This window comes from Geothrix sp. (genome assembly GCF_049292215.1).
In the GTDB taxonomy this organism is placed as follows: Bacteria; Acidobacteriota; Holophagae; order Holophagales; family Holophagaceae; genus Geothrix.
Window position 1 is genome coordinate 1 of record NZ_JBATQW010000009.1, and the last position, 14,349, is coordinate 14,349.

15 protein-coding genes are annotated in these 14,349 nt (G+C 66.8%); 9 read left to right on the forward strand and 6 right to left on the reverse strand.

Going from position 1 to position 14,349, the window contains the following annotated elements:
• Nucleotides 1–112: 112 nt before the first annotated feature.
• Nucleotides 113–532 carry a thiol-disulfide oxidoreductase DCC family protein gene (locus WAS25_RS00980; RefSeq protein ID WP_422309423.1) on the reverse strand — a complete coding sequence of 140 codons (420 nt, stop codon included), beginning with the start codon at nt 530–532 and terminating at the stop codon, nt 113–115.
• Between WAS25_RS00980 and WAS25_RS00985 the strand changes: the two genes are divergently transcribed.
• Together WAS25_RS00985 and WAS25_RS00990 are read left to right on the forward strand one after the other, a co-directional pair.
• Nucleotides 531–926, forward strand: coding sequence for an acyl-CoA thioesterase (locus WAS25_RS00985; protein ID WP_422309425.1), 396 nt, complete (start codon nt 531–533; stop codon nt 924–926). The genes WAS25_RS00980 and WAS25_RS00985 overlap by 2 nt on opposite strands.
• Nucleotides 926–1,681 (forward strand): hypothetical protein, encoded by a 756-nt coding sequence (locus tag WAS25_RS00990; protein WP_422309427.1) that lies wholly within the window; start codon nt 926–928, stop codon nt 1,679–1,681. The genes WAS25_RS00985 and WAS25_RS00990 overlap by 1 nt, the downstream gene beginning before the upstream one ends.
• Nucleotides 1,682–1,708: 27 nt before the next feature.
• On the opposite strand, the gene WAS25_RS00995 is transcribed toward WAS25_RS00990, so the two are convergent.
• From WAS25_RS00995 to nadA, 4 genes are all read right to left on the reverse strand, one after another.
• On the reverse strand, nt 1,709–3,037 hold the full coding sequence (locus WAS25_RS00995; protein ID WP_422309428.1) for a class II 3-deoxy-7-phosphoheptulonate synthase: 1,329 nt from the start codon (nt 3,035–3,037) through the stop codon (nt 1,709–1,711).
• A 44-nt stretch (nt 3,038–3,081) separates the two neighbouring features.
• The gene (locus WAS25_RS01000) at nt 3,082–3,810 is read right to left on the reverse strand and encodes a response regulator transcription factor (protein ID WP_422309430.1); all 729 of its coding nucleotides are present in this window, start codon (nt 3,808–3,810) and stop codon (nt 3,082–3,084) included.
• 102 nt (nt 3,811–3,912) lie between these two features.
• Nucleotides 3,913–5,484 (reverse strand): sensor histidine kinase, encoded by a 1,572-nt coding sequence (locus WAS25_RS01005; RefSeq protein WP_422309432.1) that lies wholly within the window; start codon nt 5,482–5,484, stop codon nt 3,913–3,915.
• A 61-nt stretch (nt 5,485–5,545) separates the two neighbouring features.
• The gene (gene nadA / locus WAS25_RS01010; RefSeq protein ID WP_422309434.1) at nt 5,546–6,514 is read right to left on the reverse strand and encodes a quinolinate synthase NadA; all 969 of its coding nucleotides are present in this window, start codon (nt 6,512–6,514) and stop codon (nt 5,546–5,548) included.
• A gap of 324 nt (nt 6,515–6,838) precedes the next feature.
• On the opposite strand from nadA, the gene WAS25_RS01015 reads away from it, so the two are divergent.
• Entirely contained in the window at nt 6,839–8,998 is a 2,160-nt protein-coding gene (locus WAS25_RS01015) for a glutamine synthetase III (RefSeq protein WP_422309436.1), read from the forward strand.
• A 46-nt stretch (nt 8,999–9,044) separates the two neighbouring features.
• Here WAS25_RS01015 and rfaE2 read toward each other — a convergent pair whose 3' ends face one another.
• Nucleotides 9,045–9,533, reverse strand: coding sequence for a D-glycero-beta-D-manno-heptose 1-phosphate adenylyltransferase (gene rfaE2, locus WAS25_RS01020; protein WP_422309438.1), 489 nt, complete (start codon nt 9,531–9,533; stop codon nt 9,045–9,047).
• 55 nt (nt 9,534–9,588) lie between these two features.
• On the opposite strand from rfaE2, the gene WAS25_RS01025 reads away from it, so the two are divergent.
• The 6 genes from WAS25_RS01025 (at nt 9,589) to rplC (ending at nt 14,348) form a co-directional block, all read left to right on the forward strand.
• Nucleotides 9,589–9,858: an FmdB family zinc ribbon protein gene (locus WAS25_RS01025; protein ID WP_422309440.1), complete on the forward strand. Its 270-nt coding sequence runs from the start codon at nt 9,589–9,591 to the stop codon at nt 9,856–9,858.
• A 173-nt stretch (nt 9,859–10,031) separates the two neighbouring features.
• The gene (gene rpsL, locus WAS25_RS01030; RefSeq protein WP_291204196.1) at nt 10,032–10,430 is read left to right on the forward strand and encodes a 30S ribosomal protein S12; all 399 of its coding nucleotides are present in this window, start codon (nt 10,032–10,034) and stop codon (nt 10,428–10,430) included.
• Nucleotides 10,431–10,441: 11 nt separating this feature from the next.
• Complete coding sequence (gene rpsG, locus WAS25_RS01035; protein WP_285610103.1) at nt 10,442–10,912, forward strand: 30S ribosomal protein S7; 471 nt, start codon at nt 10,442–10,444, stop codon at nt 10,910–10,912.
• Nucleotides 10,913–11,017: 105 nt separating this feature from the next.
• Entirely contained in the window at nt 11,018–13,126 is a 2,109-nt protein-coding gene (gene fusA / locus WAS25_RS01040; protein ID WP_422309446.1) for an elongation factor G, read from the forward strand.
• A gap of 255 nt (nt 13,127–13,381) precedes the next feature.
• The gene (gene rpsJ / locus WAS25_RS01045; RefSeq protein ID WP_257313441.1) at nt 13,382–13,708 is read left to right on the forward strand and encodes a 30S ribosomal protein S10; all 327 of its coding nucleotides are present in this window, start codon (nt 13,382–13,384) and stop codon (nt 13,706–13,708) included.
• A 13-nt stretch (nt 13,709–13,721) separates the two neighbouring features.
• The gene (gene rplC, locus WAS25_RS01050; RefSeq protein WP_422309449.1) at nt 13,722–14,348 is read left to right on the forward strand and encodes a 50S ribosomal protein L3; all 627 of its coding nucleotides are present in this window, start codon (nt 13,722–13,724) and stop codon (nt 14,346–14,348) included.
• The last annotated feature ends 1 nt before the right edge of the window (nt 14,349 follow it).

Sequence of the window (14,349 nt, forward strand, 5' to 3'; positions counted from 1 at the left end):
GGGTGAAGCCGGCGGCCAGCAGCGCCAGCAGCGCCAGCAGCGCGATGAGAGGATCGGCCCAGCTGCGGTGGGGCTGCCAGGAGGATGGGGTTTCGGAGGCCATGCCTCCAGGCTACGCGAAGGGTTGGCGGCCCGTGCGCCGGAAGCGCCAGACGGCCCAGCGGAGGTAGATGCGGTTCAGCAGCCTCGGAAGGCCTGGGATGGCCAGGACTGGGCCCGCCCATTGCCAGCCCGGCAGGCGGCGGGCGATGGGCCGCAGCAGATCCGCCCCGGCCCAGACCTCCCGGGTGACCAGGTCCAGGCCGTGGATCTCCGTTTCCACCGGCTTGCCGCCGAGTTCAGGCCCGAGGATCAGCAGCTCGGGGTCGCGCACCGGGAGGATGAGGAGCAGGCCACGGCGGTCCCGGCGGGCCAGCCACAGGGCCATGCGGCAGCAGAGGGTGCAGGCGGGGTCGTAGGCGAGGAGGAGGGGCGCAGCCATGGGCGCAGGATGCCACGGGATGCGGGTATGTTGGAACCGAGGAGTCGCCATGGCCTTTTCCCATCCCATCGAGGTGCGGTTCAGCGATCTGGACGCCATGGGTCACGTGAACAATGCCGTGGTGGTGAGCTACATGGAGCAGGCCCGGTTCCAGTGGTGGCGGAGCTTCCTGGGGGCACGGAAGTTCCAGGAGGAGGGCTTCCTCATCGCCCGCGCCGAAGTGGACTACCGGATGCCGATCCTCCTGGGCGACGACGTGCGGGTGGAGCTGCACTGCACCAAGGTGGGCAACAGCTCCTTCGAGCTGAGCTACCGGATCACCCGGGGGCTCGGCGGCGAACTCTTCGCCGAAGGCAAGACCATCCAGGTCATGCTCGACTTCACCACCAACCGGCCCAGGCCCCTCGTGGATGCCACGCGGGAGTGGCTCGAGGCCCAGGCCTGATGCCGATGTTGCTGGGAACCGCCGTATGGAGCGAGGGACCTGGCGAGCGCCGAGCCCTGGTCGCGCGCCTCGCCTCAGGCCGGCTGGCGGACCTCAACCGCATCGAAGTGATGCGCCTGCGGAAGCTGGGCGAAGGGGAACCCGAGCGTCTGGCCGAGGCACTGGTGCCTGCCAGCCTCCGCCGCCTGCTGGAAGGCGGTCCCCGGGCCCTGGCCCGGGCCCGCCAGACCTGGGCCTATGCGGAGAAATGGGATCGGCGGGCTACTCTGCCGGCCACTCTGGCTCCGTCGCCGGAAGCCGTGGAGCTGCTGCCCTGCCTGCCCCGGCCGACGGCGCTGCGGCGCCTGGATGGAAGCTGGCTGGATCGCCTGGCCGTCCGGGGACCCGGAGCGGAGCTGACGGCGCCCCCGCAGCCCGGCCTGGCCGCCCTGGGTCTGGCCGGAGGCGGCATGGCCGGATACTGCCTCGCCCTGGAAGAGGCTGGAAGCGCCGTGCTGGGCGCCTGGTTGACGGATGAGTGGCCCGCGGGACAACTGGAGCTGAAGGTGGGCGCCGCCCGCCGCACGGCCCCCTTGAAGGCCTGGGAAGGTCTCGAGCTTCCTCTCTTGCGGGCGGGCGAAGTGATGCTGCTTCCGCCGCCGAGGTTGAAGCCCTTTTCCGAACTCGTTGGAGGGACGGAAGTGCGCCTCAGCGCCGGGTTCGACCAGCTGGTGCTGCGGTTGGGGCCCGAGGGCGTCCATCCCACCGTGCAGTAGTCCCCGCCGGGTTCGGGTGGAGCTGCCTCAGCCCCGCATCATCTCCGCAATAAGGAAGGCCATCTCGAGGCTCTGGGTGCCGTTGAGCCGGGGATCGCAGCCGGTTTCATAGGCCTTGGCGAGGTCCGCTTCCGCGAGGCCCTCGGTGCCGCCGGTGCACTCGGTGACGGCCTCGCCGGTGAGCTCGATGTGGACGCCGCCCAGGTGGGAACCGTGGGCGCGGTGGAGCTCGAAGGCCTGGCGCAGCTCGGAGAGGATGGCGCTGAACTCCCGGGTTTTGAGCCCCGTGGCGCTCTCGGTGCCGTTGCCGTGCATGGGGTCGCAGCTCCAGAGCACGGGGTGGTCCGTGGTTTGCACGGCCTTCAGCAACGGGGGCAGGGCAGTCTGGATCCTGGTGGCGCCGAAACGGGAGATGAGCGTGATGCGGCCGGGTTCCCGATCCGGATCGAGCTGGGCCAGCAGTGCCACCAGGTGCTCCGGGGTGGCGCTGGGGCCCACCTTCACGCCGATGGGGTTGCGGATGCCCCGGAGGTACTCGAGGTGGGCGCCGTCCAGCTGGCGGGTGCGTTCCCCCACCCAAAGCGTGTGCGCCCCCAGGTTGTAGTAGCTGCCGTCTTCCTGGATCCAGCGGGTGAGGGCTTCCTCGTAGGGCAGCAGCAGGGCCTCGTGGCTGGTGAAGAAGTCGATACGCTCGAGCACGTCCCGCTGGACGCCGCCGAGGGCCTCGAGGAAGTCCAGCGACTCGCGCACCTGGTCGAGGGTGCGACGGTAGGCGGGGACCTCCCCCGTGCCGCCGGGCAGCTCCCAGCGCTCGGGGTGGTGGAGGTCGGCAAAGCCCCCGGCGGTGAGGGCCCGGAGGTGGTTCAGGGTGGCGGAGGCATGGAAGTAGGCCTCGAGCATGCGCCCGGGATCGGGCCGGCGGGCGGCGGCGTCCGCGTCCAAACCGTTGATGAGGTCGCCCCGGTAGCTGGGCAGTTCCCGGCCCTGGACCAGCTCGGTTGGCTTGCTGCGTGGTTTGGCGAACTGACCAGCAATGCGGCCCACCCGGACGACGGGCTTGCGCCCCCCGTGGGTGAGGGCCACGGACATCTGGAGCAGCACCCGCAGCTTGCCTTCGATGGACTCCGGCGTGCAGTCCTTGAACTGCTCGGCACAGTCCCCGCCCTGGAGCAGGAAACGACGCCCGGCGGCCGCTTCCGCCAGAAGGCCGCGGAGCCGGTCCACCTCTTCGGGCACCACGAGCGGTGGCATCCGGCGCAGGCGGGCCAGGATCCCCTCCAGCTCAGAGGGATCATCATAGGCCGGCTGCTGTTGGGCCGGGTAGCGCTGCCAGCTGTGGGGGTTCCAGGGCGTCATGCCCCATTCTGGCCTGGATCACGCATTCGAGGCCAATGGCTCCGCTAGGCGGACTCGGATTCCACCTGGGTGATCCAGCGGTAGCCTTCCCCGCCCACGGTGGTGATCCAGGGCGAGCCCTGCTCCTCGCCCAGCTTCCGGCGCAGGTTGGCGATGTGGACGTCCACGGTGCGGGCACTGGGCCGGGCATCCTGCTCCCAGGCCAGCTGCAGCAGCTCCTTCCGGCTGTGAGTGCGGCCCGGGTGGGTGATGAGGATCTCCAGCAGGCGGAACTCGCGCGGGGTCAGGTCCAGGAGGCGGCCATCGCGTCGGGTTTCGAGTCGAGGCAGGTCGAACCGGAACGGCCCGGAGCGCAGCAGGGGCGGACGATCCACAGGGCGGGTGCGGCGCAGGATGGCCTTCACCCGGGCCATCAACTCAAGGACCGAGAAGGGCTTCACCAGGTAGTCGTCCGCGCCGAGGCTCAGCCCCTGCACGCGATCCGTCTCCTCGCCCCGGGCCGTCAGCATCAGGACGGGCACCTCGTCCTTGCCCTCCCGGAGGGTCCGGAGCACTTCGAACCCGTCCATCTGGGGCAACATCAGGTCCAGAACGATCAGGTCCGCCCGGTGGGCGGCATGGGCCGCCAGGGCAGGCACACCGTCTCCTGCCGCCTCCACGGAATAGCCTTCGAAGCTCAAGTTGTTCACGAGGAGCTGGCAGAGGGAGGGTTCATCCTCCACCACGAGGATGTGGGTCACGGAATCTCGCTCAAGGACCGGGTGGTTCACCATGGCGACCTTCGTTGGGAATGACAAGTTCAAATGAAATTATTTCCTAAGCCTCATGATTTGATCACGGAAATATCCACATCGAGGGGCAGATCCGGCCGACCATCACGAAGCAGGGACCTCGAGCAGGGCGACAAACCCTTCCCCCGGGGCTGAGGAGAAGGTGAGGCCCCAGCCTTCCTGCTCGGCCACCTGGATGAGCAGGCTCAGGCCGAGGCCCTGGCCCTCCCGCTGAAACCCCTCCTTGCCTTGCTCGCGCAGCCGCTGGAAGGGCTTGCCGAGGGCCTTCAGCTGGTGGGGCTCGAGCCCCTCGCCTTCGTCACTGACCTGGATGCAGAAACGCCGGCGGTTGCGCCAGGTCTGAAGGCTGACGCGGCCCCGGCCGTGGCCGAGGGCGTTTTCCAGGAGGGTGAGCAGGGCCGCCCGCAGGGAGGGCAGGGGGGCATGGCCGGTCTCTTCGGTCAGGCTCAGGTCCAGCTGCCGTTCCTCCAGTTCGAAGGCGGGCCTGAGGTCGTCGGCAACTTCGACGAACCAATCCCGGGTCGCCTGATCGCGGGGACTGGAGGGTCCCCCACCCCGGATCACGCGGAGACCGCTTTCGATGATGGTAGTCAGGTGATCCACCTCCTCCCCGATCTTCAGGAGCTCCTCGTCCGCGCGATCCGCGCTGAGCCGGCCAAGCCGGAGGGAGTCGCAGCGGAATTTGAGGATGGCCAGGGGCGTCTTGAGGCTGTGGGTCATGGAGGCGAGCCGGTCCGCGTCGAGGACCGCCTTGCGCCGACTGCGGTGCCGGAGCCAGAGGCCCAGGAGGATGGCCGTGCCGACCAGGACCGACACGCCGGAGGTCAGCCAGTAGCGCCGCCGCAAGTGCTTCCGGAAGGTTGCCTGTTGCTGGTCGAAGCCCACGCCGGCGAGCATCCACCCATCCCCGAAGGCATTGGTCTTGGTGGCGCTGCCCAGCGGGAGGGTCGAGAGCCGCTCCGCATCCACCTGGAGGTTGGGTTCGGCGCCCCAGGGCTCCAGCTTCAAATCGAACCGTTCCAGGTCCGCCTCTTGCACGAGGCCCATCCGGAGCGCCCGGTTGGGAGCCAGGGCCTTGCCCAGCGCAAGCTCGACCTCTGGCGATCCCGGTCGCCATCGCTTGATCACCAGCCAGCGGTCCGAGAGGAGGACCACCGTGGCGATCTTTCCAAAGTCGGGGTCCTGTCCCTTGGGGGGGTTCCATTCGAAGCGCTGGGCCATCTCTGCATGGGAGAACCATCCCAGATACCGCTGGGTCAGGGCGGGATCCCAGGGCTCGACCAGCCGGTCGCCTTGGCGGATCCAGAGGCGGCGGCCATCAAAGCGGTCCAGCAGCGCCACGGTGAGCGGCTGATCGGCCAGGAATCGCCGGACGTCGGCCTCATCGCCGGTCCGGACGGCCTGGAGGATGGGCAGGGTCTTCCAGTGCCGCTCGACCAGCTCAAAGTCCACCCAGTGGGACTCCATGAAGGTGTTCCGCCCCTTGTCCAGCTGATCCAGGCGGTCGAGACGGGGGGCCATGATCAGCATCGCGGCCGTGGCGAGGCCCGCGAGGATCAGCAGCACGATGCCGCTGCGCTGCTGGAGCCGCTGCCAGCGGGAGGGACCCATGCCGGGATGCAGGGCGCGGTAGCGGGAGGTTCGATGGCGATACATGGCGGCCCGGGGCGAAGGTTCCCCTCAGGTTACCGCCTGGACTGCGGGCGTCGCCAAGCGATCAGCCCAGGGCCAGCATCCGCTCCAGGGGCTGGAGGGCGCGGCGCCGCAGGGGCTCGTCCAGGAGGATCTCGGGTTTGAGGTCCCGGAGGCAGAGGTAGAGCTTCTCCAGGCTGTTCAGCTTCATGTAGGGGCACAGGCTGCAGTTGCAGCCGCTGTCGGCCGGGGCGGGGATCAGCGTGGCCTCGGGCCGCCGCTGGTGCATCTGGTGGAGGATGCCCGCCTCCGTGGCCACGATGAAGGCCTGGGCGTTGTCCTTGGCCACGAAGTTGAGCAGGGCGGCCGTGGAGCCCACGAAGTCCGCCAGCTGGCTCACGGTGGCGTCGCACTCTGGATGGGCGATGAGCTTGGCCTCGGGATGCAGGGCCTTGAGGGCCGCCAGGCGCTTGGCCGTGAACTGCTCGTGGACGATGCAGAAGCCCGGGAACAGCACCATGTCCCGGCCCGTCTGCTTCATGACCCACTTGCCCAGGTGACGGTCCGGCGCGAAGACGAGCTTGCGGTCCCTGGGGAGGCTCTCCACCACCCGCACGGCGTTGCTGCTGGTGCAGATGACGGTGCTGAGGGCCTTCACGCCGGCGGAGCAGTTGATGTAGCTCACCACGTCGTGATCCGGGTACTGCTTCAGCCACTCGGCGAAGTAATCAGCCGGGCAACGGTCCGCCAGGCTGCAGCCCGCGTCCATGTCCGGAATCACCACGGTCTTCGTGGGGTTGAGGATCTTGGCGGTCTCGGCCATGAAGTGGACGCCGCAGAAGGCGATGACGTCGGCGTCGGCCTTGGCGGCCTGTTGGCTCAGCTGGAGGCTGTCGCCTACGAAATCAGCCAGGTCCTGGATCTCGGGCTCCTGGTAGTAGTGGGCCAGGAGCACCGCCTTGCGCTCGGCCTTGAGGCGCCGGATCTCTGCCACTAGGTCGATGCCGGCGGGGATGCTCTCGAGGTCGGGGACGTAGGGGGCGGTCAGGTCCATGGCACTCATTCTAGGTCCTTGTCCAGAAACCGACGAATTCGGAGCCCGGGTTCCGGATGGTCGAACGCTTCGGCGAAGATCGCCCGCTCCCAGGCCAGCGCCGGGTTTCGCGGGAGGCCCTGCTGGTGTCTTTGGAGGTTTTCGAGAAGAGCCAGTGCCCGTTCACATGCATCACACCTTGTTGCCACAGGAAGGTTTCCGTTATCCTGGGGGCGGATCGCAGGGTCCAGGTGGATATGGGAATCCGATGGCCGCCCCGGTTGGGCGGACATCGGACCCCGTCTATTTGGATTCATGCCTAATCACCATTCCAGGGGGGCACACATGGCCAAGGCGCAGGCGCCAGACACTTCCAGCATCTCACGGCTGGATCAGATCAAGATCAGCCAGTACTTCGGCTGCAATACGTTCAGCGAGCGCACCATGCGCGAACGGCTGCAGAAGGATGTGTACAAGGCCTACCGCCAGGCGCTGAAGCGCGGCGAGGCACTGTCGCCCGAAGTGGCCAAGAGCGTGGCGCTCGCCATGAAGGAGTGGGCCCTGGAGCAGGGGTGTACCCACTTCACCCACTGGTTCCTGCCCATGACCGGCGCCACCGCCGAGAAGCATGACGCCTTCATCACCTGGGACGAACCCGGGGTCGTGATCGAGCGGTTCAGCGGCAGTCAGCTCATCCAGGGCGAGCCCGACGCCAGTTCCTTCCCCAGCGGCGGTCTGCGCGCCACCTTCGAGGCCCGCGGCTACACTGCCTGGGACCCTGCCAGCCCGGCCTTCATCATGGAAGGCCCCCTGGGCAAGACCCTCTGCATCCCGACAGCCTTCGTGGGGTATCACGGCGAGGCGCTGGACCACAAGGTGCCCCTCCTCCGCTCCATGGGCGTGGTCTCCGTGGCGGCCAAGAAGGCCCTCAGCCACTTCGGCGTGAACGCGGAATCCGTGGTCGCCCAGTGCGGCCCCGAGCAGGAGTACTTCGCGGTCGATATTGACCTGGCCCAGCAGCGCCCCGACCTGATGTTCGCGAACCGGACCCTCCAGGGCGCTCGGCCTCCCAAGGGCCAGGAGATGGAGGACCACTACTTCGGCAGCATCAAGGAGCGCGTCCTGGGCTTCATGCAGGACGTGGAATTGGAATGCTTCAAGCTCGGCATCCCCGCCAAGACCCGCCACAACGAGGTGGCCCCCAACCAGTTCGAGATCGCCCCCATCTATGAGGCGGCCAACCTGGCCAGTGACCACAACCAGCTGCTCATGGAGATCCTCAAGTCCGTGGGCGAGCGTCACAGCCTCGCCATCCTCCTGCACGAGAAGCCCTTCGCCGGCGTCAACGGCAGCGGCAAGCACGTGAACTGGAGCATCGCCACGGACGAAGGGCAGAACCTGCTGGAGCCTGGCAACACGCCTGAAGAGAACTTGCAGTTCCTCTACTTCCTCAGCGCCACCCTGAAAGCCATCCACACCCATGGCGGCCTGCTGCGGGCCTCCATCGCCTTCGCGGGGAACGACCACCGCCTAGGCGCCAACGAGGCGCCCCCGGCCATCATGTCCGCCTTCCTCGGCGCCCAGCTGAACCACATCCTGGATGCCATCGAAAAGGGCGATGCCGCCGACGCCTCCAGCCAGAAGATCATCGATCTCGGCATCGGCAACCTGCCGCGCATCGAGAAGGACGCCACGGACCGCAACCGGACCAGCCCCTTTGCCTTCACTGGCAACAAGTTCGAGTTCCGCGCCGTGGGATCCAGCCAGCCCATCGCCCTGCCCCTGACGGTGATCAACGCCGCAGTGGCCGAGGCCCTGGACGGCCTGAACGCCAAGCTGGAAGCCGAGCTCAAGGCCGGCAAGGAGCACAAGGCCGCAGTCCTCTCCGTGGTGCGCCAGGCCATCATCGAGACCAAGGCCATCCGCTTCGAGGGCAATGGCTACTCCGAAGAGTGGAAGGCCGAGGCCGAGCGCCGCGGCCTGCCCCATGCCAAGGACACCGTGGCGGCCCTCCATATCTGGGAGCAGCCTGCGGTCAAGGCCGTGCTCGCCGGACCTGGCATCCTCTCTGAGGGTGAGCAGGAGTCCCGGCTGCACATCCGGCACGAGGAGTACCAGAAGGTCATCGCCATCGAGACCCAGGTCCTGCGCCAGATGGCCGAGACCCAGATCCTGCCTTCCGTGACCGCCGACCTGGGCGCCCGGGCCGACAGCCTGGGCAAGCTGGCCGCCGCCGGCATCGAGGTTCCCGAGACCCTGAAAGCCGCCCTGCAGACCCAGGCCACCCTGGCGGGCGAGGCCCAGGCCCGGCTCGCCGCCATGAAGGCCGCCCTGGCCAAGGCCGAGGCGCTCGAGGATCTGCACGCCCGCACCGAGGCCTTCGGCAACGAAGTCAACCAGTCCAAGCACGCCCTCCGGGAAGTGCTCGATGCCCTCGAGGATGCCTGCGACGCCGACCTCTGGCCCCTGCCGAAGTACTGGCAGCTGCTGTCCCCCCTGCTCTAATCGTCCGCACCCACTCAGAACGGGCCGCTTCTGCGGCCCGTTCTGTCTATTCGAGGGTCACACCGCGCCCGCTGCGGATGCGCTGTTCGATCCGCGACGTGCTGTGGCCTGGCAGGAAGGGGATGAGCACCAGCTTTCCGCCCAGGCCCTCCACGAGGTCCCGGCCCACCACGGTCTCCGGGGTGTAGTCGCCGCCCTTCACCAGCACGTCGGGACGCAGGGCCCGGATGAGCTCGAGGGGGGTGTCCTCCTCGAAGCGCACCACGGCATCCACGCTGCGCAGCCCCAGTAGTATGGCGGCGCGGGCCGCCTCGTCCTGGAGGGGCCGGGAAGATCCCTTCAGCCGGGCCACGGAAGCGTCGCTGTTGAGGCCCACCACCAGGAAATCGCCCAGGGCCCGGGCATCGGCGAGGTACTGCACGTGGCCCGGGTGGATGAGGTCGAAGCAGCCGTTGGTGAAACAGAGGGTCACCGGCCGGGGCACTGCCTCAAGGAAGGCTTCGGGGGTCTGGAAGAAACGGGGCAGTGACGGCATCAAAGTACCTGGATAAAATCATCGGTTCGGGGACGATTCCCGGGAGAAGTCTGCCATGCCCCTCTATGAATACCGTTGCGAAGCTTGTGACCAGCCCGAAGAGAAGCTGGAGAGCCTCTCGGCTCCGACCTCGCATGGCTGCTCCAGTTGCGGTGCCCAGGATGGGATGAAGCGCCAGCTGTCCGTGGCCGCCTTCGCGCTCGCGGGGGCCGGCTGGTACAAGGGCGCGGCCTCGGAACCAGCGGCCCCTCCGGCCAAGACCGAGGCCACCAAGCCTGCCCACGGCTGTGCGGCCGGGGGTTGCGGCTGTCCCCTGGCCGGGTGATGTCCGCCTCAATTCACACTTGATGCGTTGACTTTCGGGGGCTTTCCGATAGCCTAGATGGTTCCGGCCCTGTGGGTCGGCGCAGGATTTCATCCGTCCGACGTTCCCCGGCGTGCCCGGCGAACCTCTCGGGCCCAGGCCCGGATCCACCGGTGCCTTCCTAGGAGGATGGTGTGCCTACCATCAATCAGCTGATCCGCTTTGGGCGGAAGACGTTCATCAACAAGACCAAGAGCCCCGCGCTCGACGCCTGCCCGCAGAAGCGCGGCGTGTGCACCCGCGTGTTCACCACCACCCCCAAGAAGCCGAACTCCGCGCTTCGCAAGGTGGCCCGCGTGCGCCTCACCAACGGCATCGAGTGCACGACCTACATCCCGGGCGTAGGCCACAACCTGCAGGAGCACAGCATCGTGCTCATCCGCGGCGGTCGCGTGAAGGACCTGCCGGGCGTGCGCTACCACGTGGTGCGCGGCACTCTCGACGCCACCGGCGTCGCCGGTCGCAACCAGTCCCGTTCCAAGTATGGCGCCAAGCGCCCCAAGGCTGGCGCTGCGCCGGCCAAGAAGAAGTAGGGAGGTAGACCATGGCTCGTCGCAATGCACCCGCCAAGCGTGAGATCCTCCCGGATCCCGTCTACAACAGCCTCACCGTCTCCAAGTTCGTGAACATCCTCATGGAGCGCGGCAAGAAGGCCACCGCCGAGCGCATCCTTTACGGAGCACTCGAGATCGTCGCCAAGAAGTCCGGGGAAGAGGCGTTGGAGGCCTTCCAGAAGGCCCTCAACAACATCAAGCCCTCGGTGGAAGTGAAGTCCCGCCGCGTGGGCGGCGCCACCTACCAGGTGCCCGTGGAGGTTCCCCAGAACCGCCGCCAGTCCCTGGCCATGCGCTGGCTGAAGACCTACTCCGCCTCCCGCGGCGAGCGCACCATGCGCGACAAGCTGGCCGGCGAGATCCTGGACGCCATGAACTTCCGTGGCGCCGCCATCAAGAAGAAGGACGACGTCCACAAGATGGCCGAGGCCAACAAGGCCTTCGCTCACTTCCGCTGGTAGCAGCCCATCTGACCGGAAGGAGCCGCCTCCTGGGCGGCTCCTTCCGCGAAGGTCTTTGAAGCACACCCGGATCTGTTTCCGTTTTGACCCTTTCAGGAGGCCGCTGTGGCCCGTCAGACCCCCCTCGAGCGCTACCGGAACATCGGCATCATGGCGCACATCGATGCCGGCAAGACCACCACGACGGAACGCATCCTCTTCTACACCGGCAAGATCCACAAGATCGGCGAGGTGCATGAAGGCGCTGCGACGACCGACTGGATGGTGCAGGAGCAGGAGCGGGGCATCACCATCACCTCCGCCGCCATCACCGCCGCCTGGACCGCCCAGACGGGCCAGCTGAAGGGCATCGAGCACCGCATCAACATCATCGACACCCCTGGCCACGTGGACTTCACGGCCGAGGTCGAGCGCTCCCTGCGCGTGCTGGACGGCGCCTGCGCCGTGTTCTGCGCGGTGGGCGGCGTCGAGCCCCAGTCCGAGACCGTGTGGCGCCAGGCCGACAAGTACGGCGTTCCCCGCATGGCCTTCGTGAACAAGATGGACCGCCCCGGGGCCGACTTCTTCCGCGTGGTCGAGATGATGAAGACCCGCCTGAAGGCGCGTCCCATGCCCATCCAGATCCCCATCGGCGCCGAAGAGGATTTCAAGGGCATCGTCGATCTCGTCATGATGAAGGGCCTGACCTTCGACGAGGGCGACAAGGGCTTCAAGGTCATCTACGGTGAGATTCCCGCGGATCTCGTGGAGACCGCCAAGGAATGGCGCGAGAAGATGATCGAGATGGTCGCCGAGACCAACGATGCGCTCATGGACAAGTATCTCGGCGGCGAAGAGCTGACCGAGGACGAGATCCGCACGGGCATCCGCACCGGCTGCATCAACCTCACCTTCACGCCGATGATGTGCGGCTCCGCCTTCAAGAACAAGGGCGTGCAGCCCATGCTCGACGCGGTCGTGAGCTACATGCCTTCGCCCCTGGACATTGCCGCCATCAAGGGCGTCGACTCCGATGGCAACGAGGTCGAGCGCAAGGCAGAGGACAAGGAGCCCTTCTCGGCCCTCATCTTCAAGATCATGGCCGACCCCTTCGTGGGTTCGCTGGCCTTCATCCGCGTCTATTCCGGCGTCCTCTCCGCGGGTTCCGGCGTCTACAACGCCGCAAAGGGCCGCCGTGAGCGCATCGGCCGCCTGCTGCAGATGCACGCCAACAAGCGCGAGGACATCGAGGAAGTCCGGACCGGCGACATCGCCGCTGCCGTGGGCCTGAAGGAAGTCCTCACCGGCCAGACCATCTGCGACGAGAACCACCCCGTGATCCTCGAGAGCATGGACTTCCCGGATCCCGTGATCCAGGTGGCCATCGAGCCCAAGACGAAGGCCGACCAGGAGAAGATGGGCGTGGCCCTGAGTCGCCTGGCGCAGGAGGACCCCACCTTCAAGGTGAAGTCGGACCCCGAGACCAACCAGACCATCATCGCCGGCATGGGCGAGCTTCACCTCGAGATCATCGTCGACCGCATGATGCGCGAGTTCAAGGTGGAAGCCAACGTGGGCAAGCCCATGGTGGCCTACCGCGAGACGATCCGGAAGCGCGTGGACGCCGAAGGCAAGTTCGTCCGTCAGTCCGGCGGCCGCGGCCAGTACGGCCACGTTCGGATGTATGTCGAGCCCAACGAGGCCGGCAAGGGCTACGAGTTCATCAACGACATCAAGGGCGGTGTCATTCCCAAGGAATACATCAAGCCCATCGACCAGGGCATCCAGGAGGCCATGCAGTCCGGCGTCCTCGCGGGCTACCCCTGCGTCGACATCAAGATCACCATCTACGACGGCAGCTACCACGATGTGGACTCCAACGAGATGGCGTTCAAGATCGCGGGCTCCATGGGCTTCAAGAACGGCTGCGAGAAGGCTTCCCCCGTAATCCTCGAACCGATCATGGCTGTCGAGGTCGTGGTCCCCGAGGACTACATGGGCGATGTCATCGGCAACCTGAACAGCCGCCGTGGCCGCATCGAGAACATGGAAGACCGGGCCGGCGTCAAGGTGGTCACCGCCAAGGTGCCCCTGGCCGAGATGTTCGCCTATTCGACCACCCTCCGCGGCATGACCCAGGGCCGCGGCAACTACACCATGCAGTTCTCGCACTACGAAGAAGCTCCCCGAAACGTGGCTGAAGAAATTGTTGCCAAAATCAAGGGCGCCAAGTAATTACAGATTTCGATTCACCATTTTACCCGCTGTTCCAGCCCCTCTCGGGGTGAGGCCATCCTTCGAACCGCAAGGTTGCCGGGCCTCTTGATCCACCGCTTCTCCCTCCGGGGGGTCGTGCGTTCTCTCAAATAGCCGTTGATTTTCCAGCGGCTTTTGTTATGCTGATCAGCCCTGTCCCTGTCGTTGGGACGGATTTACATGGGCGGTCAGCGCCCCACGTCTATGGACGGTCACCGTCCCAATGGAGTGAGCATGAAAGACAACATCCGCATCCGTTTGCGTGCCTTCGACCACCGTCTGCTCGACCAGAGCACCCGTGAGATCGTGGACACCGCCAAGCGCACGGGCGCCTCGGTGGCGGGACCCATCCCCCTCCCCACCCGGACGAACAAGTACACCGTCAACCGTTCCCCCCACGTGGACAAGAAGAGCCGGGACCAGTTCGAGATCCGCACGCACAAGCGGCTCCTTGACATCCTGAACCCGACCCAGAACACCGTGGACACCCTCATGCGCCTGGACCTGCCCGCTGGCGTCGACGTGGAGATCAAGGTCTTCAGCCGTCAGGGCAACCGGTAGAGGGGGAGAAAACATGTCCAAAGGAATCATCGGAAAGAAGCTGGGAATGACCCAGATCTTCAATGAGCAGGGCCAGATCGTCCCCGTGACGGTCATCCAGGCCGGTCCCTGCGTGGTCGTGCTGCGCAAGACCTCCGCCAAGGACGGCTACGAGGCCATCCAGATCGGCTTCGTGGATCCCAACGGCGGCAAGCGTGCCTCCAAGGCCGAGAAGGGCCACTGCGAGAAGCAGGGTGTCGCTCCGGTCCGCGTGCTCCGCGAGATCAAAGTCGACGCGACGGACGAGTCCAAGGCAGGCGACAGCGTCCTGGCCAGCGCCTTCGAGGCGAAGACCAAGGTCAACGTCACCGGCATCAGCAAGGGCAAGGGGTTCGCAGGCGTCATCAAGCGGCACCACTTCGCCGGCGGCCGCGCGACCCATGGCTCCATGTTCCACCGCGCGCCCGGCTCCATCGGCCAGTCCAGCTACCCGAGCCGCGTGTTCCCCGGCGTGCGCATGCCCGGCCACATGGGCGATGCCCAGGTGACCGTGCGCAACCTGGAAATCGCGAAGGTGGATGTCGAGAACAACCTGCTGCTCATCAAGGGTGCCGTCCCCGGCCCCAAGGGTGGGTACATCGTCATCAAGCAGGAGGCCTAGG

Excerpts from the sequence above, each read along its gene's own strand:
- WAS25_RS00985 (WP_422309425.1), top strand. The coding sequence starts at position 531 with ATGGCCTTTTCCCATCCCATCGAGGTGCGGTTCAGCGATCTGGACGCC.
- rplC (WP_422309449.1), top strand. The coding sequence starts at position 13,722 with ATGTCCAAAGGAATCATCGGAAAGAAGCTGGGAATGACCCAGATCTTC.
- WAS25_RS01000 (WP_422309430.1), bottom strand. The coding sequence starts at position 3,810 with ATGGTGAACCACCCGGTCCTTGAGCGAGATTCCGTGACCCACATCCTC.
- rpsJ (WP_257313441.1), top strand. The coding sequence starts at position 13,382 with ATGAAAGACAACATCCGCATCCGTTTGCGTGCCTTCGACCACCGTCTG.
- rpsG (WP_285610103.1), top strand. The coding sequence starts at position 10,442 with ATGGCTCGTCGCAATGCACCCGCCAAGCGTGAGATCCTCCCGGATCCC.
- WAS25_RS00980 (WP_422309423.1), bottom strand. The coding sequence starts at position 532 with ATGGCGACTCCTCGGTTCCAACATACCCGCATCCCGTGGCATCCTGCG.
- rfaE2 (WP_422309438.1), bottom strand. The coding sequence starts at position 9,533 with ATGCCGTCACTGCCCCGTTTCTTCCAGACCCCCGAAGCCTTCCTTGAG.
- WAS25_RS01025 (WP_422309440.1), top strand. The coding sequence starts at position 9,589 with ATGCCCCTCTATGAATACCGTTGCGAAGCTTGTGACCAGCCCGAAGAG.
- WAS25_RS01005 (WP_422309432.1), bottom strand. The coding sequence starts at position 5,484 with ATGTATCGCCATCGAACCTCCCGCTACCGCGCCCTGCATCCCGGCATG.
- WAS25_RS01015 (WP_422309436.1), top strand. The coding sequence starts at position 6,839 with ATGGCCAAGGCGCAGGCGCCAGACACTTCCAGCATCTCACGGCTGGAT.
- WAS25_RS00995 (WP_422309428.1), bottom strand. The coding sequence starts at position 3,037 with ATGACGCCCTGGAACCCCCACAGCTGGCAGCGCTACCCGGCCCAACAG.
- nadA (WP_422309434.1), bottom strand. The coding sequence starts at position 6,514 with ATGGACCTGACCGCCCCCTACGTCCCCGACCTCGAGAGCATCCCCGCC.
- WAS25_RS00990 (WP_422309427.1), top strand. The coding sequence starts at position 926 with ATGCCGATGTTGCTGGGAACCGCCGTATGGAGCGAGGGACCTGGCGAG.